A 23,210-nucleotide genomic window follows, 5' to 3' on the forward strand; every position below is an offset into this window, starting at 1 on the left:
CGCCCGCTCCCCAACCCCTAGACGCCGCGCCGCTTTCACCCTATGTTCAGGGAACGGGGCGCAATATTTGTCGTTCCGGATCTAAAGAGGGGCGATTCTTGCGGTTGTTGTTGACCCTTTTGGCATTGCTGACCGGCCTGGCGACCGCCGACCGGGCCGTTGCCGCGCCTGCCACCCCGGCGGCGATGGGGGCCTTGGTCATGCTCGCCGAAACGGCGGGCAAGGTCGAAACAAGCGATGCCGAACGTCGTCCAACCACCACCGCGCCGACGCGGCGTACGACGAGTGGCAGCGGTAAACCACGCAAGGCCGCGCCGCCGCACCTTCCCGGCCTGCTCACCGGCAGCGACCGCGCGCTCGAATAGAGCGGCGCCCCAGCGCCCCTTGTGAGGCGCTGCCCCGCACCGGGGCCCTTTTTGCATATTCATGCGGCCGAAGCGCGCCGCCTTTTCATTCTAATCCCAAGGGAAATTCCATGTTTGCTGGCCTTGCCAAGAGCCTGTTCGGCTCGTCCAACGACCGTTATGTCGCCTCGATCCGCAAGATCGTCGAGAAGATCAATGCCTTCGAACCCGCGATGCAGGCGCTGGACGATGCCGCGCTGCAGGCGCAGACGCAGGCGTTCCGCGATCGCCTCGCCGCCGGCGAGACGCTCGACGACATATTGCCCGAGGCCTTTGCGACGGTGCGCGAGGCGGCGGTCCGCACGCTCGGGATGCGGCACTTCGACGTCCAGATGATCGGCGGCATCGTCATGCACCGCGGCGAGATCGCCGAAATGGGCACGGGCGAGGGCAAGACGCTCGTCGCGACGCTCGCCGCCTATCTCAACGCGCTCGAGGGCAAGGGCGTCCATGTCGTCACCGTCAATGATTACCTCGCCCGCCGCGACGCCGAATGGATGGGACAGGTTTACGGCTTCCTGGGGCTGACCACGGGGATCATCGTCCCCAACCTCAACGAAATGCAGCGCCGCGACGCCTATAACAGCGACATCACCTATGCGACGAACAACGAGCTGGGTTTCGATTACCTCCGCGACAATATGAAGTTCGACCGCCAGCAGATGGTCCACCGCGCGTTCAATTTCGGCATCGTCGATGAGGTCGATTCGATCCTGATCGACGAGGCGCGCACCCCGCTGATCATCTCGGGCCCCACCGACGACAAGTCCGAGCTGTACATCCGCGTCAACGCGATCGTCCATCAGCTGGTCGAGGATGATTATGAGAAGGACGAAAAGTCCAAGTCGATCAACCTGACCGAGGACGGCACCGAGCATGTCGAGCGCTTGCTCGAGGATGCCGGGCTGCTCCAGGGCAGCAATCTTTACGACATCGAGAACACGCAGGTCGTCCATCACGTCAACCAGGCGCTGAAGGCGATTCAGATGTTCCGCATCGACACCGACTATATCGTCAAGGACGGCAAGGTCGTGATCATCGACGAATTCACCGGCCGCATGATGGACGGCCGCCGCTGGTCCGACGGCCTGCACCAGGCGGTCGAGGCGAAGGAAGGCGTGCAGATCGAGCCCGAGAACCAGACCCTCGCGTCGATCACCTTCCAGAATTATTTCCGCATGTATCCGAAACTCAGCGGCATGACCGGCACCGCGGCGACCGAGGCCGCCGAATTTTTCGACATCTACAAGATGAATGTCGTCAACATCCCCACGAACCGCCCGATCGCGCGCCAGGACGACGAGGATGAATTCTACAAGAATATCACCGACAAGTTCGGCGCGATCGCCAAGACGATCCGCGAAGCGAACGAGCGCGGCCAGCCGGTGCTTGTCGGCACCGTGTCGATCGAAAAGTCGGAATTGCTGTCGTCCTTCCTCGAAAAGGACGGTGTGCCGCACAGCGTGCTCAACGCGCGTTTCCACGAGAGCGAAGCGCATATCGTCGCGCAGGCGGGCCGCACCGGCGCGGTCACGATCGCGACGAACATGGCGGGCCGCGGCACCGACATCAAACTCGGCGGCAACGAAGAATTTCGCATCGATGACGAGCTGAAGGACCTGCCCGACGGCCCCGAGCGCGAAGCCGGCATTGCGCGCATCCACGCCGAGGTTGCCGCCGAGCGCGAGGCGGTGCTGGCCGCGGGCGGGCTGTTCGTGCTCGCGACCGAGCGCCACGAAAGCCGCCGCATCGACAACCAGCTGCGCGGCCGTTCGGGGCGTCAGGGCGACCCTGGCCTGTCGAAATTCTACCTCTGCCTCGACGACGATCTACTGCGCATCTTCGGTCCCGACACGCTGTTTTCGAAGATGATGAACAAGAATCTCGAGGATGGCGAAGCGATCGGGTCGAAGTGGCTGTCGAAGGCGATCGAGACCGCGCAGAAGAAGGTCGAGGCGCGCAACTACGACATCCGTAAACAGGTCGTCGAGTATGACAACGTCATGAACGACCAGCGCAAGGTCATTTACGAACAGCGCGGCGAGATCATCGACAGCGAGACCGTCGACGATGTGATGCTCGCGATGCGCGCCGAGACGGTGAACGCGATCGTCGCCGACGCATGCCCGCCGGGCAGCTATCCCGAACAGTGGAACATCGAGCAGATGAAGGAGCGCGTTGAAAACATCCTCGATCTCACTCCGCCGATCGACGACTGGATGCAGGAAGACGCGGTCGACGCCGAAATCTTCGAGGAACGCATCCAGGCGCAGGCCGATGCGGTCGCGGCCGAAAAGGCCGGGCTCGTCGACGAGGAAACGTGGAAGGGCATCGAGAAATCGGTGCTGCTCCAGACGCTCGACCATCATTGGAAAGAGCATCTCGCGACGCTCGACGCGCTGCGCCAGGTCGTGTTCCTGCGCGCCTATGCGCAGAAGCAGCCGATCAACGAATATAAGCAGGAAGCCTTTGCTTTGTTCGAACGCATGCTGTCGAACATCCGCGAAGATGTGACGCGCACCGTCGCGCGGATCGACCTGCGCTTCGAAGAGCCCGAGCCGATGCCGCTGCCCGACCTGCCCGATTTCCTGACCACGCACATCGACCCGTTCACCGGCGATGATAACAGCGCCGATCTCGATGGCGGTCAGCTTGGCGTGATCGCGAACACGCTGCCGCCGATGCAGGCGCCGCGTCCCGACCTGCCCGAAGGCGAAAATCCCTATGCGGCGCTCGACATCAGCCGCAACGCACCGTGCCCCTGCGGCTCGGGCCGCAAGTACAAGCACTGCCACGGGGCGATTTGATAAATACCCGTCGCCCCCGCGAAGGCGGGGGCGACGGGATTGATCGCAAGTCCTTGAAGTTACGGTAACACCGCGCTTCACGAGCCCGCTTGCCAAGGCGCGCGGGCGCGATTAGCATCCTGCCTATAAGCTTGGCGGCCACGCAGTCGGCCGGGCGATGCAGCAGCTGGAACATAGGGGCGCGCAGGCCGAAGACATCGGGCGCGGCCGATGGATGGCATGTTGCGTGGAAAGGGCAGGCGCATTTCCTTTTTCGATGAAATGACGAGCCAGGAGGGCGAAACCCGGTCGCCCTATCGAGACTATTGCGGGTGGTTCGAGGCCGAGGATGCAGCGCGCATCCAGCATAAGGGGGTGCAGGCCGAAGCGCTCTTTCGTACCACGGGGATTACCTTCAACGTCTATGGCGCCGCCGACGGCGACGAGCGGCTGATCCCCTTCGACGTCGTGCCGCGGATCATCTCCGCCAGCGAATGGCGCCGTCTGTCGCGCGGCATCGAACAGCGCGTGCGCGCCTTGAACGCCTTCCTCCACGACATCTATCACCGGCAGGAAATCTTGCGCGCCGGCCGCGTGCCGGTCGAGCTGATCGCGGGAAACGAGGCGTTCCTGCCGATGATGATGGGGCTCGATCCGCCGGGCGGCATCTATACCCATATCAGCGGCACCGACATCGTACGCACCGGCGCCGACGAATTTTATGTGCTCGAGGACAATGCGCGCACCCCGTCGGGCGTGTCGTACATGCTCGAAAACCGCGAAACGATGCTCCAGATGTTCCCGGAGCTGTTCGCGAAGGTGCATGTCCGCGAGGTCAGCGACTATCCGATCAACCTTTTGAAATCGCTGTCGGCCTGCGCGCCACCGGCGTGCGGCGGGACGCCGACGGTCGCGGTGCTGACGCCGGGTATCCACAACAGCGCTTATTATGAGCACAGCTTCCTCGCCGACCATATGGGCGCCGAGCTGGTCGAGGGGAACGACCTGCGCGTCGTCGACGGGCGCGTCGCGATGCGGACGACGCAGGGCTATAAGGCGATCGACGTCATCTACCGCCGCGTCGACGATGACTTCCTCGATCCCTTGAATTTCCGTCCCGATTCGATGCTCGGCGTGCCCGGCATCTGGGACGTTTATCGCGCCGGGGGCATCACCATCGCCAATGCGCCGGGCACCGGCATCGCCGACGACAAGGCGCTCTACAGCTACATGCCCGACATCATCGAATTTTATACGGGCGAAAAGGCGCTGCTGCCCAATGTGCCGACCTGGCGCTGTTCGGACCCCGAGCATCTGCGCGAAGTGCTCGATCGCTTGCCCGAACTGGTGGTCAAGGAAGTGCACGGGTCGGGCGGCTATGGAATGCTCGTCGGCCCCGCCGCGAGCAAGAAGGAACTCGCCGCCTTCCGCGCCAAGCTGGAGGCGAACCCGAGCAATTATATCGCGCAACCGACGCTGTCGCTCTCGACCGTACCGATCTTCACCAAGAAGGGACTCGCGCCGCGCCACGTCGACCTGCGCCCCTTCGTGCTGATGTCGCCGCAGGGGGTCACGATCACCCCCGGCGGGCTGACCCGTGTCGCGATGACCAGAGGGTCGCTGGTGGTGAACAGCAGCCAGGGCGGCGGCACCAAGGATACATGGGTGTTGGAAGACTGATGCTCGGGAAAACCGCAGGCTCGCTCTTCTGGATGGCGCGCTACCTTGAGCGCAGCGAGAATAACGCGCGGCTGATCGACGCGGGGTTCCGCATCGCGCTGACGCGTTCAAGCACGGCCGCCGCCGAATGGAAATCGGTGCTCGTGACCGCCGGTGTCAACCAGGCGTTTCAGGCCGCACACGGCGATTACAGCTCGGCGCGGGTCATCGACTTCCTGCTCCGCGACCCCGCCAACCCGTCGAGCATCCTCTCGGTCATCAAGCTGGCGCGCGACAATGCCCGCACCGCGCGCACCGCGCTGACGCGCGAGACGTGGGAGGCGGTCAACACGAGCTGGATGACGCTCGTCGCGCTGCTGCGGCGCCCGGTGCGCGAGGATGATCTGCCCGACGTGCTGACGACGATCCGCCAGCAGAGCGCGCATGTGCGCGGGGCATTGAACGGCACGATGCTGCGCAACGACGGGTTCAACTTCTCGCTGCTCGGCACCTTCCTCGAACGCGCCGACAACACCGCGCGCATCCTCGACGTCAAATATTATCTTCTGCTGCCCTCGGTCGCGCATATCGGCACGACGATCGACAATGTGCAGTGGGAGACGATCCTGCGTTCGGTGTCGGCGCACCGTGCCTATCGCTGGCTTTACGGGGCCGAGATCAGCGCGCTCAAGATCGCCGAATTCCTGATCCTCTATCGCCAGATGCCGCGCAGCCTCGCCTTCTGCTGCGAGCGGATGGAGGACAATCTGGCGCAGCTCCAGCGTCACTATTGCGAGGAGACCGAGGCGTGGCGCCAGGCGCATACGCTGTGCCACGAAAAGCTTGCCGGACCGATCCAGTCGATCTTCGACGGCGGCCTCCACCAATATGTGACCGGCTTCCTCCGCGACACGGCCGCACTCGCGCGGCAGGTCGAGCGCGACTATCGGTTTGTGGAATGAAACTGCGCGTCGAACATACCACCCGCTATCAATATGATGCACCGGTCAGCTATGCGTTGCAGCAGCTTAAGCTGACGCCGAAGGACCGGCCGGGCCAGCAGCGTATCCTGAATTGGGCGGTCGATGTCGAGGGCGGCGCGCAGCAGCTGCACTATACCGATCATCACGGCAACGGCGTCGACCTGATCGCGGTGCAGAGCGGCGCGAGCGAGCTGGTGATCCGCTGTCATGGCGAGGTCGAGCTCGAAACATGGGACGGGGTGATCGGCGTCCACCGCGGCGCGATGCCGCTGTGGACCTTCTTGCGCCCGACCGCGCTGACGCGCGCGGGGCGGCAGGTACGCGCACTGACCGCGCAGCTCGGCCGCGACCATGCCAATGACATCGAGCGCGCGCATGCGCTCTCGGCGCTGATCATCGACCGGCTGGCGTACCGGATCGGCTTCACCGATGCCGAAACGAACGCCGAACAGGCGCTCGGCAGCGAGGGCGGGGTGTGCCAGGACCATGCGCATATCTTCATCGCCGCGATGCGCCACCTGGGCCATCCGGCGCGCTATGTGTCGGGCTATCTGATGATGAACGACCGCACCCAGCAGGATGCGACGCACGCGTGGGCCGAGGCGCATTTCGACCATATCGGCTGGATCGGCTTCGACGTCAGCAACGGCCATTCGCCCGATCAGCGATATATCCGCGTCGCCACCGGGCTCGATTATCGTGATGCGGCCCCGGTTCGCGGCATGCGCTATGGTGCGGCGCAGGAAAATCTGGTTGTTCAATTGCAGGTCCAGCAATAAGCGGACCGGGGCGATCAGATAATCCGGGGCGGGGAAACAGGATTCGATGACTTATTGCGTTGGCATGCGTTTGAACAAAGGGCTGGTGTTCATGTCGGACACCCGCACCAACGCCGGTGTCGACGACATCTCGCAGGTCCGCAAGATGCGCAGCTGGCACCTGCCGGGCGAGCGCGTCATCACCTTGATGTCGGCGGGCAATCTCGCGACGACGCAGGCGGTTGTCAGCCTGCTCGACGAACGCACCAAGGCGCCCGAGGAGCGGCATCCGTCGATCCTCGAAGCGCCGTCGATGTTCGCGGTGGCGACAATCATCGGTGAAACGCTGCGCAATGTCGTGATGCGCCACAATGACGAGGGGCCCGCGGCGGAGTCGCTGTTCCGCGCCTCGCTGATCGTTGGCGGGCAGATCAAGGGCGCCGAGCCGCGCCTGTTCCTCATCTATCCCGAGGGCAATTTCATCGAGGCGGGCGAAGACAATCCCTTCTTCCAGATCGGCGAGACCAAATATGGCCGCCCGATCATCGTCAGGTCCTACGATCCCGCGATGTCGTTCGAGGATGCGGTGAAGCTGCTGTGCGTGTCGTTCGATTCGACGATCCGCGCCAATGCCGGCGTCGATCTGCCGATCGATCTCAAAATCCACGAGCGCGACGATTATACGACGGTGCGCGAACGGCGGTTCGAACGCAACGACCCCTATTTCGAAAGCGTCGCCGACGGCTGGGCCGAGGCGCTGGGCATTGCACTGGCGGAGCTACCCGACTTTCATTTCTGATCGCCCCTGGCCGCGGTCCAGTCAACGTACGGGAAAGGATCGCCATGTCGCGCTGGATTGCTGCCGCACTTGTTCTGATGGCCATCGCCGCCAATCCGGCCGCGGCCCAAGAGTCGAGCTTTGATACGGCGCTGCGCGACTTTCGCGAGCTGCACCGTGCCGAAATGCGCCGGTCGGGCATCGTAGGGAGCAGCTTTTATGTCGTGCAGGGCGGTCGAACGGTCGCCGCCGATCATCTGGGCGAGCAGGATGCCGAGGCGCATGTTCCTGTAGACGCCCGGACAATCTATCATTGGGCATCGATCACCAAGACGATGACGGGGATCGCGATCATGCAATTGCGCGATCGCGGGCTGCTGACCCTCGACGATCCGATCGTGCGTTATGTCCCCGAACTGGCGGCCGTCCATAATCCTTATGGTGACACGGCTGCGATCACGCTGCGCCAGCTGATGAGCCACAGCGCGGGATTTCGCAGCGGGACCTGGCCGTGGCGCGACCACGACTGGCAGCCGTTCGAACCGAAGGGTTGGTCGCAGCTCGCGGCGATGCTGCCCTACACGCAGGTCGAGTTCAAACCGGGCAGCCGCTTCAGCTATTCGAACCCCGGTATCGTCTATCTGGGGCAGGTCATCGAACGCCTGTCGGGCGAAGATTATGAAGTCTATGTCGACAAGAATATCCTGAAGCCGCTGGCCATGCACGCCAGCTATTTCGACCGCACACCGCCGCACCTCCTGTCGCACCGGTCACACAGCTATTATATCAAGGATGGCCGGCGGGTCGCCGCGCCGTTCGATGTCGATACCGGCGTGACGGTGTCGAACGGGGGGCTCAACGCGCCGATGCCCGATATGGCGAAATATGTGGCGTTCCTGCTCGGCGATCCGGCGCGCCAGCCCGAGTTCGACCTGGTGCTGAAGCGGTCTTCGCTCGAGGAAATGTGGGCGCCGCAAATCGCGGCCGGGGATGACTTCACCCAAGGCCGCATGGCCAAGACGACGCAGAGCGGCCTTTCCTTTTTCATCGACCGCAGCGCGGCGGTGCGGTTTGTCGGGCATAATGGCGACCAGAACGGCTTTCGCGCCTATCTGAGCCTCTGTCCCGACCAGCGCATCGGGAGCCTGCTGGCGTTCAACACCGAAACGCGGGGTGTCGAGAATAGCGCGGCCAATCGCAAAACGGCGGAATCGCGCATTGCGCTGGCGACCGACCGGCTGTGCGAGGCGCTGGCGAAATAGGCGTTCCCCGGCGCGAAAGCCGGGGTCCACGATGCCGAGCGCTTGGCCATCTGGGCCCCGGCTTTCGCCGGGGAACGAGGCGGGGCTATTTGTTCTTCCGCCCTTCGATCAATCCATCGACGAGGCTTGGATCGGCCAGCGTCGAGGTATCGCCCAGCGATCCGAAATCATTCTCGGCGATCTTGCGCAAAATCCGGCGCATGATCTTGCCCGAGCGGGTCTTGGGCAGCCCCGGCGTCAGGTGGATATGGTCGGGGGTCGCGATCGGGCCGATTTCCTTGCGGACCTGCTGCTTGAGGCTCGCGACGATCTCGTCGCTCGGCTCGACCCCGGCGTTGAGCGTGACATAGGCGTAAATGCCCTGACCCTTGATGTCGTGCGGGAAGCCGACGACTGCGGCCTCGGCGACATCCTCGTGGAGCACGAGTGCGCTTTCGACCTCGGCGGTGCCCATGCGGTGGCCCGAGACGTTGATCACATCGTCGACGCGCCCGGTGATGCGCCAATAGCCGTCGGCATCGCGGCGACAGCCGTCGCCGGTGAAATATTTGCCCTTGTAGGTCGAGAAATAGGTTTCGGCGAAGCGCTTGTGATCGCCGTAGATCGTGCGCGCCTGCCCCGGCCAGCTGTGCGTGATGCAGAGATTTCCCTCCGACGCACCGCCGGTCTGTTCGTCGGCGAGCACGCCGCCCTCGGCATCCACCAGCTGCGGGCGGACGCCGAAGAAGGGTTTGCCCGCGCTCCCCGGCTGCATCGGGTGCGCGCCGGGCAGGGTGGTGATCATGATCCCGCCGGTTTCGGTCTGCCACCAGGTGTCGACGACGGGGACGCGGCCCTTGCCGACAAGCTGGTGATACCAGCGCCACGCCTCGGGGTTGATCGGCTCGCCGACGCTGCCGAGCAGGCGGAGCGACGACAGGTCGTGGCGCGTCACATAATCGTCGCCCTCGCGCATCAGCGCGCGGATCGCGGTCGGCGCGGTGTAGAGGATGTTGACTTTGTGCTTGTCGACGACCTGCCAGAAGCGGTCGTGGTCGGGGTAGTTCGGCACGCCCTCGAACATCAAGGTCGTCGCGCCGTTCTGGAGCGGACCATAGACGACGTAGCTGTGACCGGTGACCCAGCCGATGTCGGCGCTGCACCAGAAAATCTCGCCGGGGCGATAGTCGAAGCCGTAATAGAAGGTGCTGGCGGTCCACACCGAATAGCCGCCGACGGTGTGGAGCACGCCCTTCGGCTTGCCGGTCGATCCCGAAGTGTAGAGGATGAAAAGCGGGTCCTCGGCACCCATCGGCTCGCACGGGCACTCGTCGCCGACATCGGTGGACAGCGCGTCGTACCAATGGTCGCGGCCTTCCTTCATCGCGATGTCGCCGCCGGTGTGTGCGATCACGAGCACGGCCTTCACATCGATCCGCTCGAGCGCCTTGTCGACATTGGCCTTCAGCGGCACGGTCTTGCCGCCGCGGAGGCCCTCGTCGGCGCAGATCACCCAGTCGCTCGCGCAATCCTCGATGCGGCCGTGGATCGCCTCAGGCGAGAAACCGCCGAACACGACGCTGTGCACCGCGCCGATGCGCGCGCAGGCGAGCATCGCCGCCGCGCCCTCGGGGATCATCGGCATATAGATGGTGACGCGGTCGCCTTTCCGGACGCCGAGTTTCTTGAGCGTGTTTGCGAAGCGGATGACGTCGGCAAGCATCGCCTTGTAACTGATCGTCCGCGTTTCGCCGTCGGGGCTGTCGGGTTCGAAAAGGATTGCGGTGCGCTCGCCGTGCCCCGCGGCGACATGGCGGTCGAGTGCATTGTGGCAGAGGTTGAGGACGCCGTCCTCAAACCATTTGATTTCGACCGGGTCGTAGGACCAATTGCCGATCCTGGTCGGCGGGGTGGTCCAGTCGAGGCGCTTGGCCTGTTCGGCCCAGAACGCGTCGGGGTCCTCGATGCTCTGCGTATAGAGCCGGTCGTAATCGGCGGCGCTGCAGTGCGTGTTCGCCGCGGCATCGGCCGGAACAGGAACAAAAGGTTCGGACGGCGGCAATTCGGACGGCGGCAGGTCAGGCACGGGCGACTCTCCCATTCGGGTTTGCATTGTTCGCCCGCTGCGATAACCCGCGAGCCACAAACTGCAAGGGCGTGTCGGCGCCAACGAAGGGACATATGATGACGCTATTGGGCCAAGAGGTCGCACAGTTGCTCGATGGATTGGGCGTGGACCGTGCGCTGTGGACCGACGGATCGATGCCGTCGGTGACGCCGCTGACTGGCGAACAGCTGGGCATGATGCAGGTTGTCGATGCGGCGACGATCGACGAGACGCTGGACAAGGCAAGTGCCGCGTTCCGCACGTGGCGCAACGTCCCGGCACCCCGGCGCGGCGAACTCGTCCGCCTGTGGGGCGAGGAACTGCGCGCCGGCAAGGACGACCTTGCAAAGCTGGTGACGATCGAAGCGGGCAAGATCCCGTCCGAGGGCGCGGGCGAAGTGCAGGAAATGATCGACATCTGCGACTTCGCGGTCGGGCTGTCGCGCCAGCTCTACGGCCTGACGATCGCGACCGAGCGGCCGGGGCACCGGATGATGGAGGTCTGGCATCCGCTCGGTGTCGTCGGGGTGATCTCGGCATTCAACTTCCCGGTCGCGGTGTGGGCGTGGAACGCCGCGCTCGCGCTGGTGTGCGGCAATAGTGTGGTATGGAAGCCATCGGAAAAGACGCCGCTGACCGCGCTGGCAACGCAGGCGATTTTTGAGCGCGCGGTGGCGCGCTTTGGTGACGCACCCGAAGGCTTATCGCAGCTTTTGATCGGCGGACGCGAGGCGGGTGAGGCGCTCGTCGACGACAAACGCGTCGCACTCGTTTCAGCGACGGGGTCGACGCGCATGGGCCGCGCGGTGGCTCCGCGGTTGGCGCAGCGCTTTGCGCGCGCGATCCTCGAACTCGGCGGCAACAACGGCGTGATCGTCGCGCCGTCGGCCGACCTCGACCTCGCGCTGCGCGGTGTCGCGTTCGGCGCGATGGGGACCGCGGGACAGCGCTGTACGACGACGCGGCGATTGTTCCTCCACGACAGCATTTACGATGGCTTCGTCGCCAAGCTGAAGGCGGCTTATGCGAGCGTCGGCGTCGGCAATCCGCTGGAGGGCGAGGTGCTAGTCGGCCCGCTAATCGACCGCGCGGCGTATGAGATGATGCAGGATGCGCTGGCGGCGGCCAAGGCGGCGGGTGGCGTCGTGCACGGCGGCGAACGCGTCGGCGAGGGGGCGAGTTTTTATGTGAAGCCCGCGCTCGTCGAAATGCCGGGGCAGGTCGGGCCGGTGCTCGAAGAGACGTTCGCGCCGATCCTCTATGTGATGCGCTATTATGATCTGGACGCGGTGATCGCGCTGCATAACGACGTCGCGGCGGGGCTGTCGTCCGCGATCTTCACCACTGACATGCGCGAGGCCGAGCGGTTTTTGGTTGCGAGCGACTGCGGCATCGCCAACGTCAATCTCGGGACGAGCGGCGCGGAGATCGGCGGGGCGTTCGGCGGTGAGAAAGAAACCGGCGGTGGGCGCGAAAGCGGCTCGGACAGCTGGAAAGCCTATATGCGGCGCGCGACGAACACGCTGAATTATTCGGACGCGCTGCCGCTGGCGCAGGGGGTCAGTTTCGATCTGAACTGACAATCCGCGTCATTGCGAGGAGCGAAGCGACGCGGCAATCCAGAGTGTGTAAACCGCTCTGGATTGCTTCGCTTCGCTCGCAATGACGAAGAGGATTAAGCCGCTCGCCAGCCGAAGCCTTCGTCTAGCGCAACGACTTGGCCTGCTGTGCCAACCGGCTCCTGCTTACCATCGGTCAAGAACGCCAGCATCGCCACATCGCCGACATCGACATGCGCCAGCGTGCGCTTGTCTTCGGGCGTGCGCGCCACGACCACACCGGCCTTCGGCGCCCCATCGCGGCCATAGAACACCGTGTAGCTCTCGATCGTCGCCGGCCCCGCATAATCCTCGACCAGTTCGGGCACTGGCCCGCGCTTGGTTTCGGCTTCCGCCTGATAGTCGAAATCCTGCGGGAAGCTCGCCGCGGCGATCGGTTCCTTGCCCAGCACGATGCAATGATTGTCGGTCGCGAATCCCCCGTTCGCGAACAGGAAGCCATAGCGGCCCTCGCTCCGCAGCTTGTCGACCATCGAGACGATGGCGTGGCTCATATAGTTCGCGATCGGGCCGCCGCCGAAGGTCAGCCCGCCGAACACCGTCGCCGGACGATCCCACGGCCAGCCTAGGATGCGGCGCGCCATCTTCGGCACGCACGGGAAGCAGCTGTAGAGTTCGACGAAATCGAAGTCCTCGGCGGTCATCGCGTTCAGTTCGAGGGTGCGCGCGATCGACGTCTCCATACTGACGCTGCCGTCGTAACGGTCGCGGTGAAGGATGCTTGGCGGTTCCTTCGCCGCCGCGCCCATGCCGACATAGATCAGGCGATCCTCGGCGATGCCGCGGCGCCGCGCCTCGGCGAGGCTCGCGACAAGGAAGCCCGCGCCCTGGTTCACCGACGAGTTGGCGACCATCAGCTTCGAATAGGGAAAGGCGATCGGGCGATTGCGCTCGTCGACGGTGAGGATGTCTTCGGGGTTCGCGGGCTTGCGGATCCACGCGCCTTCGTTCGCGGCGGCGACTTCGGAGAAGCGCGACCAGATTTCGGCGCTTTCGAATTGCGCTTCGGCAAGGCTCTGGCCCCACGCAGCGCGCGTCGCATTTTCATAGAGCGGATAGACGTCGACCGGCGCGGCGAGGCCGTGAAGCTGGGCATAGTTCGGCTCGCGCCGCGTCGCCACCTTGCGGATCGCGTTATAGCTCTTGTCCTCGCCGCTCGCGGCTTTGGCGGCGCGGCCCGCGGCGGTGCGCAGCGCCTCGGCGCCGACGATGGCGGCGAGCTTGACCTCGCCCGCGCCGATACGGTTCGCCGCTTCATTGAGCAGGCGGACGGGCGTATCGCCGTGCGGCGCGGCGGACTGGTAGTTGACCGCGGGATTGGCACCGATGGCGGCGGCGAGCGGGTCGCAGAGCTTGCCGAGGCTGTGGAAGCTGATCTGGTCGACGATCGCGAGGCTGTCGAGTTCGGTCAGCGCGCCGCCGCCCGCATCGGTGTCGGCGATTTTCAGCGCCTCGATCATCAGCCCAAGCGAATCCAGACCGAGGTCGGGATCCTCGGGCCGATCGTTCACCTGCCCGACCCCGATGATCACCGGAATCCGCTCGGGATCGGTCATCGTCATTTTAGCGCGCCTTCCACACCGGCTTGCGCTTCTCGGCGAAGGCGCGCGGGCCTTCGCGGGCGTCCTCGCTGCGCATCAGCGCGCCGCGTTCGCGGGTGTTATGCTCCCAAAAGGGCGCATCGGCGGCGATGCGGCCCTCGTCGATGCCGAGCGCGACGCGCTTCGACGCTTGCACCGAGAGCGGTGCGTTGCCCGCGATCTTCTCGGCGAGCGCGAGCGCGGTGGGGAGCAGGTCGGCGAGCGGGACGACATGGTTGACGAGCCCGAACTCGGCGGCGCGCGCGGCGGGGATCGGGTCGCCGGTCAGCATATATTCCATCGCGAGCTTGCGCGGCAGCTGCTGCGCGAGACGGAAGGCGCCGCCTGCCGCGGCGAACAGCCCGACCTTGACCTCGGGCAGGCCGAATTGCGCATGGTCGGCGGCGACGATGATGTCGCTCATCAGCGCAATCTCGCAGCCGCCGCCAAAGGCGAAGCCGCCCACCGCAGCGATGATCGGTTTCGAGATCGGGTGCGACACCATGCCGGCAAAGCCCCATGCCTGCTGGGCGGGATCGTCGGGGTAAAGGCTCTCGCCGCGCGACAGCGCGACGAGGTCGGCACCCGCGCAGAAGCTCTTGTCGCCCGCGCCGGTGATCACCACGACGCGGATTTCGGGATCGGCCTCGGCCTCTTCGAGCGCGACGCCGATGCCGGTGTGGACCGCGGCATTGACCGCATTGCGCGCCTCGGGCCGGTTGATCGTGACGATCAGGATATGGCCGCGGCGTTCGGTGAGGATGGTCGTATCGGTCATCGCGAATCTCTCCCTTTCGGACGAGTATCGCGGTGAGTTGACGTTTACGTCAACTGGAAAGCCTCATTTCGTCATTCCGGCGAAGGCCGGAATCTCGACATAGCGTTTCAACGCACCGGCGAGACCCCGGCCTTCGCCGGGGTGACGAAAATGGGTGGGGCGATGGCCCTTAAATCGACTGCCCTGTCTTCGCCCAGTCGGCGAGGAAGCCTTCGATGCCCTTTTCGGTCAGGATATGCTTGAACAATCCCTTGATCACCGAGGGCGGTGCGGTCATCACGTCGGCGCCGATCTTGGCGGCTTCGAGCACATGGATGCCGTGGCGCACGCTCGCGACGAGGATTTCGGTCGGATAGGCGTAATTGTCATAGATCAGCCGAATGTCGGCGATCAGCTGCATGCCGTCGAAGCCATTGTCGTCGTGGCGCCCGACGAAGGGCGAGACGAAGGTTGCGCCGGCCTTGGCGGCCAAGAGAGCCTGGTTGGCCGAGAAGCAGAGCGTGACATTGACCATCGTGCCGTCGCTGGTCAGCGCCTTGCACGTCTTGAGCCCGTCGATCGTCAGCGGCACCTTGATGCAGACATTGTCGGCGATCTTGCGGAGGATCTCGGCCTCTTTCATCATCGTCGCATGGTCGAGCGCGACGACCTCGGCCGACACCGGACCGTCGACGAGGGCGCAGATTTCCTTGGTAACTTCCTTGAAATCGCGGCCCGACTTGGCGATCAGCGACGGGTTGGTGGTCACGCCGTCGAGCAGGCCGGTCGCGGCGAGTTCCTGGATGTCGGCGATTTCGGCGGTGTCGGCGAAGAATTTCATGGCGCGGGGCATTCCTTGTGCGAGCGATTCGTCGTTCCGCCTATAGCCCTCCCGCGGCCAAGGCCAAACAGGCCGATGGGGTTGCGCTCGCAATTGACTAGCGCCCCGTCGCTGTGCATGGACTGGCGTGCGTCGCCGCTGGCAGACGCACAAAACGCGCCGATTAGGGCACCGGATCGGCGTTGGAACGACAGCAGGCGGGCGCTGCCGACACACGGTGGATTGCTATGCCCTTTCTCGAACGACGCCAAATTCTTGCCGGAAGCCTGACCTTGCCGCTCGCCGGCCTCCTTCCATCCACGCCAGTCTCTGCGGCCGAACCTCGTTCGGCTTTCGAATCTTTGCTTCGACCGACAGTCCACACCGGCGCCGAGCGGTGGACCCTTGCGGACAGAATGGCCCGTGGCGGCGTTCCGGGCGCGGCGATTGCGATCTTGCAGGATGGCCGGATCGACAGGGTGGCGGGCTATGGCGTCCGGATCGCGGGGCAGGCCGCTCCGGTGGGACCCGACACGCTGTTTTCGGTGGGATCGGTCAGCAAGGTTGCGACCGCGGCGCTCTGCCTGAAACTTGTTGCGCTGGGTCATCTGGACCTCGATCGGAGTATCGATCGCTGGTTAAAACGCTGGCGGGTTCCCGCGGGGGTGGCCGGTGACAGCGCCGGCATTACGTTGCGGATGCTGCTGTCGCACACCGCGGGCTTCAACGTGCATGGCTTTCAGGACATCGCGCCCGATGCGCCGATGCCGACGCTGGTCCAGACGCTCGATGGCGCGGCTCCGGCAGTGAACAAGCCGCTCGCGCGAATCGATGCGGCGGGAACGCGGTCGCGCTATTCGGGCGGCGGTTACATGATTGTGCAAGCGGTGATCGAAGATGCCTTGGGCGCGTCGTTCGGAGCGGTGGCGCGGCGCCATCTGTTCGTGCCGCTGGATATGAAACGAAGCCGGTTCGACGCCGCCCCGGCTGCTGGCACGGCCGACATCGCGCATGCTCATGACGGCGACGGAAAGGCCGCCGCGCTTCCGCGGGGCTGGCAAAGCTTCCCCGAGCTGGCGCCATCGGGTCTCTGGACGTCGGCGAACGATCTTGCCCGCCTCGTCCTTGGCTTGGGTGCGAGTTACCGCGCGCCGGGCGGCTTTCTGCCGCAGGAACTGGCGGTCGATATGATGACCGCGGTATCGCCGGGGCCGTTCGGCTTGGGGCCGCGCCTCGCCAGCGAAGGCGCCGCGCGCATCTTCCATCACGCCGGAGCGAACGACAGCTACAAGGCCTATATCGAAGGCAATCTCGCAACCGGCGACGGGCTGGTGATTGTGACCAACGGCGCGAACGGCGACGTGCTGGGCGATGAAATCCGCAATGCGGTTTCCGACGCGCTGTCATGGCCTGGTGACTGGTCGGTGCGGACCGGACCGATTGCGACAGCCGGCCTGATCGAAAGTTTCACCGGCAGCTATAAACGGCGGGCGGATCAGAACCGGAAGCTGGCGGGCTTGCTCGATACGGTTTTCAGTGCCGAAAGCCTCGAGATCGCCCCGTCTGCTAAAGGTCTGCAAATGACTGCGAAGGGCAAATCGCGAGATCTGGTCGCTGTAACGAGCAACCGTTTCGTGGTGCCCGACGCCTATATCCCGGCGGGGACGTTGCAACTGTTGTTCGATCGCGGCGCCGATCGTTCGGTGCAAGGCCTGACGGTGATCGGCGGCGGCGGGGTTTTGCTTTTCGACCGAGCCTGAGCCCAAAAGCACTGGCGTTCCTTCTTTGTTCCGATTATGCGGACGCCATGGCCAAAGCGAAACGCCAATATGTCTGCCAGAATTGCGGCTCCGCCACCTATCGCTGGCAGGGGCAGTGCGCCGATTGCGGCGAGTGGAACACGCTGATCGAAGAGGCTGCGGAAACCGTCTTTTCCGCGAAGCACGACCTCAGCCGCGGCGGACGCACGCTCGCGCTCGAAACGCTCGATGCCGACAGCAAGATGCCCGAACGGATGCTGTGCGGCATCGCCGAATTCGACCGCGCGCTGGGCGGCGGGTTCGTGGCGGGATCGGCGACGCTGATCGGCGGCGATCCGGGGATTGGCAAGTCGACCTTGCTGTTGCAGGCGGCGGGGCGGCTCGCGCAGGCGGGCAGGTCGGTCGTTTATATCAGCGGCGAGGAAGCCGCGGCGCAGGTGCGGCTGCGCGCGCAGCGACTCGGGCTCGGCAACGCGCCGGTCGCGCTCGCGAGCGCGACGTCGGTGCGCGACATATTGGCGACGCTCGACCGGCAGACCGCCGATTTTGTAGTGATCGATTCGATCCAGACGATGCACAGCGACCTGATCGACAGCGCGCCGGGGACGGTGAGCCAGGTCCGCGCGAGCGCGCAGGAACTGATCCGCTATGCCAAGGACAGCGGCGCGGCGATCGTTCTGGTCGGGCATGTCACCAAGGACGGGACGATCGCGGGTCCGCGCGTGCTCGAACATATGGTCGACACCGTGCTGGCGTTCGAGGGCGAGCGCAGCCACCAATATCGCATCCTGCGCGCCGTGAAGAACCGCTTCGGCGGCACCGACGAGATCGGCGTCTTCGCGATGGGCGAGGAAGGGCTGGGCGAGGTGTCGAACCCGTCGAGCCTGTTTTTAACCGATCGCAGCCGCGACGTCCCGGGTTCGGTGGTTTTTCCCGCATTGGAAGGCACGCGCCCGGTGCTCGTCGAGGTGCAGGCGCTGACCGTCCGTCTCGCGAGCGGCGCGACCCCGCGGCGTGCCGTCGTCGGCTGGGACAGCGGGCGGCTTGCGATGGTGCTCGCGGTTTTGGAGGCGCGCTGCGGGCTGCAAATGGGCGCCGCCGAAGTCTATCTCAACATCGCCGGCGGATACCGGCTGACCGACCCCGCCGCCGATCTCGCCGTCGCCGCGGCGCTGATCTCGGCATTCACCGAGCGGCCGGTGCCCGCCGACGCAATCGTATTCGGCGAATTGTCGCTGTCGGGCGAGGTGCGACAGGTGTCGCACGACGGACTGCGGCTGCGCGAAGCGGCGAAGCTTGGTTTTTCGCGCGGTTGGGGTCCGACGGGGATGAAGGCAGTCGGCGGGATTTCGGTCACCGGTTTCGGGCGCCTCGGCGAACTCGTTGACCTGATGCTCGGGCGCGACTAGCGACCGGCAAATGGGAAGTCTGACAGCTCTGGATATTCTCGTGCTGACGCTGGTCGGTGGCAGCGCGGTGCTCGGTTTCACGCGCGGCCTGGTCCAGGAGGTGACGACGCTGCTCGCCTGGATATTGGCGATCGCGGCGGTGCGCTTCTTTCACCCCTTCGTCACCAACCTGCTGAGCGGCTGGATCGGGACCGAGGGCGGCGCGGCGATGCTGGCGTTCGTCCTGCTTTTCGGCGGCGTCTTCGCCTTCGCCAAATGGGGATCGCGCGCGATGGGGCAGCGCAGCCGGGCGTCGCTGGTGGGCGGATTCGATCGTGGGCTCGGCGCGGGCTTCGGGGCGGTGAAGGGGCTGATGATCGCGGCGCTGCTCTTCATGGTCGTCACGCTGCTTTACGACATCGGCTACGGCAATGCGCAGCGCCCGGCGTGGATGACCGACAGCCGCACCTATCCCGCGCTCAACGCGACGAGCCAGGCGATGAGCAAGGTGATCGCCGAGCGCCGCGCCGAGGCGCGCGAGGCCGAAACGAAGGGCGACAAATGAGCGCGCCACTCTACAATCGCGACATATTGGCGCTGGCGGTGGCGGCGGCCGAGCATTTGCCCAATCCCGATGCGCGCTATCATGCCAGCGCGCGCGCGCCGCTGTGCGGCAGCCGGATCATCCTTGACCTCGACACCGACGATGCCGGGCGCGTGACGAGTGTCGGCATGCACGTCGAGGCGTGCGCGCTGGGGCAGGCCGCCGCGACGTTGCTCGCGCGCCATGCGCCGGGACGCGGCCTCGACGAGATTCGCGCCGCGCGCGATGCAATTGCCGGCTGGTTCGGCGGCACGGGCGAGGCACCCGGCTGGCCGGGCTTCGACCTGCTCGCGCCGGCGCGCGACTATCCGGCGCGGCACGGCGCGATCCTGTTGCCCTTCGATGCGGCAATCACCGCGCTCGAGGAGCAGGCGGTGCGGGCGTGACGCTGCTCGCGCTCGCTGCCGCCGCGACCGAAGTCGCCGCCGAACGGACGAGCGACGCGGCGCTGATCGAGGCGACGATCCTGCTCGGCGTCGCGACCTTGTTCGTCATGGCCTTTCGCCGCCTCGGCCTCGGCGCCGTGCTCGGCTACCTGCTCGCGGGCGCGCTTGTCGGGCCGCACGGGCTGGGGCTCGTCGGCGGCGGCGAATCCAAGCTCGCATTTGCCGAAATCGGCATCGCTTTCCTGCTTTTCCTCGTCGGGCTCGAATTGCACCCGCGGCGGCTTTGGGAGCTGCGGCGCGCGATCTTCGGGCTGGGCCTTGCGCAGGTCGTGATCACCGGGCTGGTGCTCACCGGGCTGCTGATCCTGACGCTGGGCTTCAGCTGGCAAGCCGCGCTCGCGCTCGGGCTGCCGCTCGCACTCTCGTCGACCGCGCAGGTGCTGCCGAGCCTCAAAAGCTCGGGCCGGATCAATTCGCCCTTCGGCGAGAAGGCCTTCTCGATCCTGTTGTTCCAGGACCTTGCGATCGTGCCGATGATCACGATCGTCGCCGCGCTGTCGCGCGCGCCCGCCAATCCCGACGCGCCGCCGGGTTGGCAGACCGCCTTTTTCACGCTGTGGGCGATCATCGTATTGGTGCTTGTCGGACGGTTCGTCGTCAATCCGCTGCTGCGGATCGTCGGGCGTTATGGCGAGCGCGAGCTGTTTGTCGTCGTCGGGCTGCTCGTCGTGCTGGCGAGCGCCGCCTTCATGCACAGCCTGCACCTGTCGACCGCGCTCGGTGCCTTCATCGCGGGCGTGATGCTCGCCGATTCGCCTTATCGCCACGAGATCGAGGCCGATGTCGAGCCCTTCCGCCTCGTGCTCCTCGGGCTCTTCTTCCTCGCCGTCGGCATGGTGCTCGATATTCAGGCGGTGCTGGCGCGGCCGCTGCTCGTCGTCGCGCTCGCCGCGGGGCTGGTGGCGGTCAAGCTCTCGGTGCTCACCGTGCTTGTGCGCCTGTTCGGCAAGCCGTGGAAGGTAGCACTCGGCCTTGGCCTGCTGCTGAGCCAGGGCGGCGAATTCGGTTTCCTGCTGTTCGCGCAGGCGACCGACGCGCTGCTGATCGAGCCGGAAGCGGCCAGCCTGTTCAGCGCGGTCGTGACGCTGTCGATGATGTCGACGCCCTTCCTGATGCTGTTCGCGCGCAATCTGGAATTTGCGCCTGAAGCCGACGGATCGGATATGGATGGCCCCGAACACGCTCCGCGCGGATCGGCGATCGTCGTCGGCTATGGGCGGTTCGGTCAGATCGTCGCGCAGATGCTGAATGCGGTCGATTGTTCGGTGACGCTGATCGACAAGAAGCCGAGCCAGATCGAAACATCGGGGCGGTTCGACACCAAAGTCTATTATGGTGACGGCCTGCGCGTCGACGTGCTGCGCCGCGCCGATGCCGACGAGGCGCGGCTAATCATCTTTTGCACCGATGATCGGAGCATGGACGCCGCGGTGTTGGCTCCGATCGTCAAGGCCTTCCCCAACGCAAAGGTTCTGACGCGCGTGTTCGACCGCCGCCAGCTGATGGCGATTGACGGGGCGGGTGTCGACGGCGCGGTGCGCGAAACCTTTGAAAGCTCGATCGCGCTGGGGATGCTGGCGCTCAAGCAGATCGACGTCAGCGATCAGGAGATCGCCGATGTCGAGATGGCGCTGCGCCACCTCGATGACGAACGGCTCACCGCGCAGATCAGCGAAGGGGACCTGAGGGCGGGCATGGACCATCGTTTCATTGCTGGCGGTGGGCGGCAGGCGGCGAGCATCCTCGAAACGCTGCGCGAACGACGCCGGGCGGCAAAGCTGGCGAAGGAAGAGGAAGGCGGGCAAGCGGCCGGAACTTAAGCCTTCCGTTCGCCGTCGAGGAAGGTCGACACCCTATCGAGTCCAAATTCGTCGGTGACGAAGCTCTGGCCGATGCCGCGCGTCAGGATCAGCGGCAGTTTGCCGCCGCGGACCTTCTTGTCGTGCGCCATATGGCCGGCGAGCGTCGTGCCGTCGGCATCGACGCCCGCACTGGCCAGATCGTGGGGCAGGCCGACGGAAGCCAGATGCGCGCGCACCCGGTCGGCATCGGCGGCGGAGCAGAGGCCTTGCGCTACCGAGAAGCGATGCGCGAGCGCCATGCCCGCCGCGACGGCCTCGCCGTGGAGCAGCTTGTCCGAATAGCCGGTCTCGGCCTCGAGCGCGTGACCGAAGCTGTGGCCGAGGTTGAGCAGCGCGCGGACATCCCGCGTTTCGCGTTCGTCGGCGGCAACGATGCGCGCCTTGGCGGCGACGCTATGGGCAATCGCTTTGTGGCGCGCCTCGCTGTCGCCCGCGAGCAGCGCGGCGCCATGTTCTTCGCACCACGCGAAGAAGTCCGCGTCGTCGATCAGGCCATATTTGACGACCTCGGCATAGCCGGCGCCCAATTCGCGGCGCGGCAGCGTTTCGAGCGTCGTCGGGTCGATGACGACGAGCGCCGGCTGGTGGAAAGCGCCGATGAGGTTCTTGCCCGCGGGGACGTTGATCGCGGTCTTGCCGCCGACGCTGCTGTCGACCTGCGCGAGCAGGGTGGTCGGCACCTGGATGAAGTTGCAACCGCGCTTGACGATCGAGCAGGCGAAACCGACGAGGTCGCCGATCACGCCTCCCCCAAGGGCTATGACATGGTCGCCGCGCTCGACGCCCTCGCCGATCAGCCATTCGGTGAGGCGCGCGAGGCCGGTCCAGCTCTTCGTGCTTTCGCCCGGCTCGAGGACGAAGGAGGAGAAGGAGATGCTTTCCATCGCCAGCGAGGTGCCGAGCGGGATCAGATAATGTTCGGCGACGTGGCGGTCGGTGACGATCATCGTCCGCGGACGTTTCAGCAGCGGCGCGACATGCTCGCCGATGCCGCGGATCAACCCGTCGCCGATCAGGATCGGATAGCTGCGGCTGCCGAGCTCAACGGTCAGGCTTTCCATGTTCCTAGCGCCTCCATGATCGCGCGCACCGTATGGTCGTGCGGCGTGCTTGCCGAGCTGACGCGCAAATGCGCCTCGGCATAGATGGGATTGCGGACCGCCGCCAGTTGGCGAAGCACTTCGGCCGGATCGCGGTCCTTGAGAAGCGGGCGGTGGCTGCGGCGCCCGACGCGCTCGACCAGCGTTGCGATATCGGCATCGAGCCAGATGCAGAGGCTATCGCGGAGGATCAGCGCGCGCGTCTCTTCGTTGATGAAGGCGCCGCCGCCGGTCGCCAGCACCATCGGCTTTCCGCCAAGTAGCCGCGCGATCACGCGGCGCTCGCCATCGCGGAAATGCGCTTCGCCGAAGCGCGCGAAAATGTCGGAGATCTTCATGTCCGCCGCGCGTTCGATTTCGTCGTCGGCATCGGCAAAACGCATGCCCAGCCGCTGCGCGAGGCGGCGGCCGACCGTCGACTTTCCCGACCCCATCAGCCCGACAAGCACGATCGACCGGTCGCGGATCGACGCGGGGATGGCCCCAGAGGAAATTGGGCCCGGGCTTTTCGGGTTTCGCGACATGGTGCGCGCGGCTATACCGCCGAAGCCGCGCGGG

At 65.4% G+C, this 23,210-nt stretch carries 19 protein-coding genes; 13 read left to right on the plus strand and 6 right to left on the minus strand.

Annotation, left to right across the window (positions count from 1 at the left end; genetic code table 11):
* Positions 1–110: 110 nt before the first annotated feature.
* From V6M50_RS11835 to V6M50_RS11865, 7 genes are all read left to right on the plus strand, one after another.
* On the plus strand, positions 111–365 hold the full coding sequence (locus V6M50_RS11835; RefSeq protein ID WP_332818770.1) for a hypothetical protein: 255 nt from the start codon (positions 111–113) through the stop codon (positions 363–365).
* 110 nt (positions 366–475) lie between these two features.
* A complete protein-coding gene (secA, locus tag V6M50_RS11840) occupies positions 476–3,211 on the plus strand; it encodes a preprotein translocase subunit SecA (RefSeq protein WP_332818771.1) in 2,736 nt (911 codons plus the stop codon).
* A 261-nt stretch (positions 3,212–3,472) separates the two neighbouring features.
* Positions 3,473–4,870, plus strand: coding sequence for a circularly permuted type 2 ATP-grasp protein (locus tag V6M50_RS11845; RefSeq protein ID WP_332818772.1), 1,398 nt, complete (start codon positions 3,473–3,475; stop codon positions 4,868–4,870).
* Positions 4,870–5,811, plus strand: coding sequence for an alpha-E domain-containing protein (locus V6M50_RS11850; RefSeq protein ID WP_332818773.1), 942 nt, complete (start codon positions 4,870–4,872; stop codon positions 5,809–5,811). Before V6M50_RS11845 ends, V6M50_RS11850 begins: the two co-directional genes overlap by 1 nt.
* Positions 5,808–6,611 carry a transglutaminase family protein gene (locus tag V6M50_RS11855; RefSeq protein ID WP_332818774.1) on the plus strand — a complete coding sequence of 268 codons (804 nt, stop codon included), beginning with the start codon at positions 5,808–5,810 and terminating at the stop codon, positions 6,609–6,611. Before V6M50_RS11850 ends, V6M50_RS11855 begins: the two co-directional genes overlap by 4 nt.
* A gap of 46 nt (positions 6,612–6,657) precedes the next feature.
* On the plus strand, positions 6,658–7,389 hold the full coding sequence (locus V6M50_RS11860) for a peptidase (RefSeq protein WP_332818775.1): 732 nt from the start codon (positions 6,658–6,660) through the stop codon (positions 7,387–7,389).
* Positions 7,390–7,433: 44 nt separating this feature from the next.
* Positions 7,434–8,630, plus strand: a complete 1,197-nt coding sequence (locus tag V6M50_RS11865; protein WP_332818776.1) for a serine hydrolase domain-containing protein — start codon at positions 7,434–7,436, stop codon at positions 8,628–8,630.
* A gap of 85 nt (positions 8,631–8,715) precedes the next feature.
* Here V6M50_RS11865 and acs read toward each other — a convergent pair whose 3' ends face one another.
* Positions 8,716–10,686 (minus strand): acetate--CoA ligase, encoded by a 1,971-nt coding sequence (gene acs, locus V6M50_RS11870; protein WP_443030508.1) that lies wholly within the window; start codon positions 10,684–10,686, stop codon positions 8,716–8,718.
* Between the two features lie 104 nt (positions 10,687–10,790).
* On the opposite strand from acs, the gene amaB reads away from it, so the two are divergent.
* On the plus strand, positions 10,791–12,296 hold the full coding sequence (amaB, locus tag V6M50_RS11875; protein WP_332818777.1) for an L-piperidine-6-carboxylate dehydrogenase: 1,506 nt from the start codon (positions 10,791–10,793) through the stop codon (positions 12,294–12,296).
* A 95-nt stretch (positions 12,297–12,391) separates the two neighbouring features.
* Here the strand turns inward: amaB and V6M50_RS11880 are convergent, their stop codons facing one another.
* From V6M50_RS11880 to fsa, 3 genes are all read right to left on the minus strand, one after another.
* Positions 12,392–13,897 carry an acetyl-CoA acetyltransferase gene (locus tag V6M50_RS11880; protein ID WP_332818778.1) on the minus strand — a complete coding sequence of 502 codons (1,506 nt, stop codon included), beginning with the start codon at positions 13,895–13,897 and terminating at the stop codon, positions 12,392–12,394.
* A 1-nt stretch (position 13,898) separates the two neighbouring features.
* Positions 13,899–14,693, minus strand: a complete 795-nt coding sequence (locus tag V6M50_RS11885; protein WP_332818779.1) for a crotonase/enoyl-CoA hydratase family protein — start codon at positions 14,691–14,693, stop codon at positions 13,899–13,901.
* Between the two features lie 169 nt (positions 14,694–14,862).
* The gene (fsa, locus tag V6M50_RS11890) at positions 14,863–15,513 is read right to left on the minus strand and encodes a fructose-6-phosphate aldolase (protein WP_332818780.1); all 651 of its coding nucleotides are present in this window, start codon (positions 15,511–15,513) and stop codon (positions 14,863–14,865) included.
* Positions 15,514–15,908: 395 nt separating this feature from the next.
* On the opposite strand from fsa, the gene V6M50_RS11895 reads away from it, so the two are divergent.
* Genes V6M50_RS11895 through V6M50_RS11915 form a run of 5 tightly spaced genes read left to right on the plus strand, consistent with a single transcriptional unit; the run spans position 15,909 to position 21,510 of the window.
* Positions 15,909–17,252, plus strand: coding sequence for a serine hydrolase domain-containing protein (locus V6M50_RS11895; protein ID WP_332818781.1), 1,344 nt, complete (start codon positions 15,909–15,911; stop codon positions 17,250–17,252).
* A 47-nt stretch (positions 17,253–17,299) separates the two neighbouring features.
* A complete protein-coding gene (radA, locus tag V6M50_RS11900; RefSeq protein ID WP_332818782.1) occupies positions 17,300–18,661 on the plus strand; it encodes a DNA repair protein RadA in 1,362 nt (453 codons plus the stop codon).
* A 10-nt stretch (positions 18,662–18,671) separates the two neighbouring features.
* Positions 18,672–19,205: a CvpA family protein gene (locus V6M50_RS11905; RefSeq protein WP_332818783.1), complete on the plus strand. Its 534-nt coding sequence runs from the start codon at positions 18,672–18,674 to the stop codon at positions 19,203–19,205.
* Entirely contained in the window at positions 19,202–19,630 is a 429-nt protein-coding gene (locus V6M50_RS11910; protein ID WP_332818784.1) for an iron-sulfur cluster assembly scaffold protein, read from the plus strand. Before V6M50_RS11905 ends, V6M50_RS11910 begins: the two co-directional genes overlap by 4 nt.
* Entirely contained in the window at positions 19,627–21,510 is a 1,884-nt protein-coding gene (locus V6M50_RS11915; RefSeq protein ID WP_443030507.1) for a cation:proton antiporter domain-containing protein, read from the plus strand. The genes V6M50_RS11910 and V6M50_RS11915 overlap by 4 nt, the downstream gene beginning before the upstream one ends.
* Here the strand turns inward: V6M50_RS11915 and aroB are convergent.
* The gene (aroB, locus tag V6M50_RS11920) at positions 21,507–22,613 is read right to left on the minus strand and encodes a 3-dehydroquinate synthase (protein WP_332818785.1); all 1,107 of its coding nucleotides are present in this window, start codon (positions 22,611–22,613) and stop codon (positions 21,507–21,509) included. The genes V6M50_RS11915 and aroB overlap by 4 nt on opposite strands.
* Positions 22,601–23,176 (minus strand): shikimate kinase, encoded by a 576-nt coding sequence (locus tag V6M50_RS11925; protein WP_332818786.1) that lies wholly within the window; start codon positions 23,174–23,176, stop codon positions 22,601–22,603. Before V6M50_RS11925 ends, aroB begins: the two co-directional genes overlap by 13 nt.
* Positions 23,177–23,210 lie beyond the last annotated feature (34 nt).

It is taken from the genome of Sphingopyxis sp., assembly GCF_036675685.1.
GTDB lineage: Bacteria > Pseudomonadota > Alphaproteobacteria > Sphingomonadales > Sphingomonadaceae > Sphingopyxis.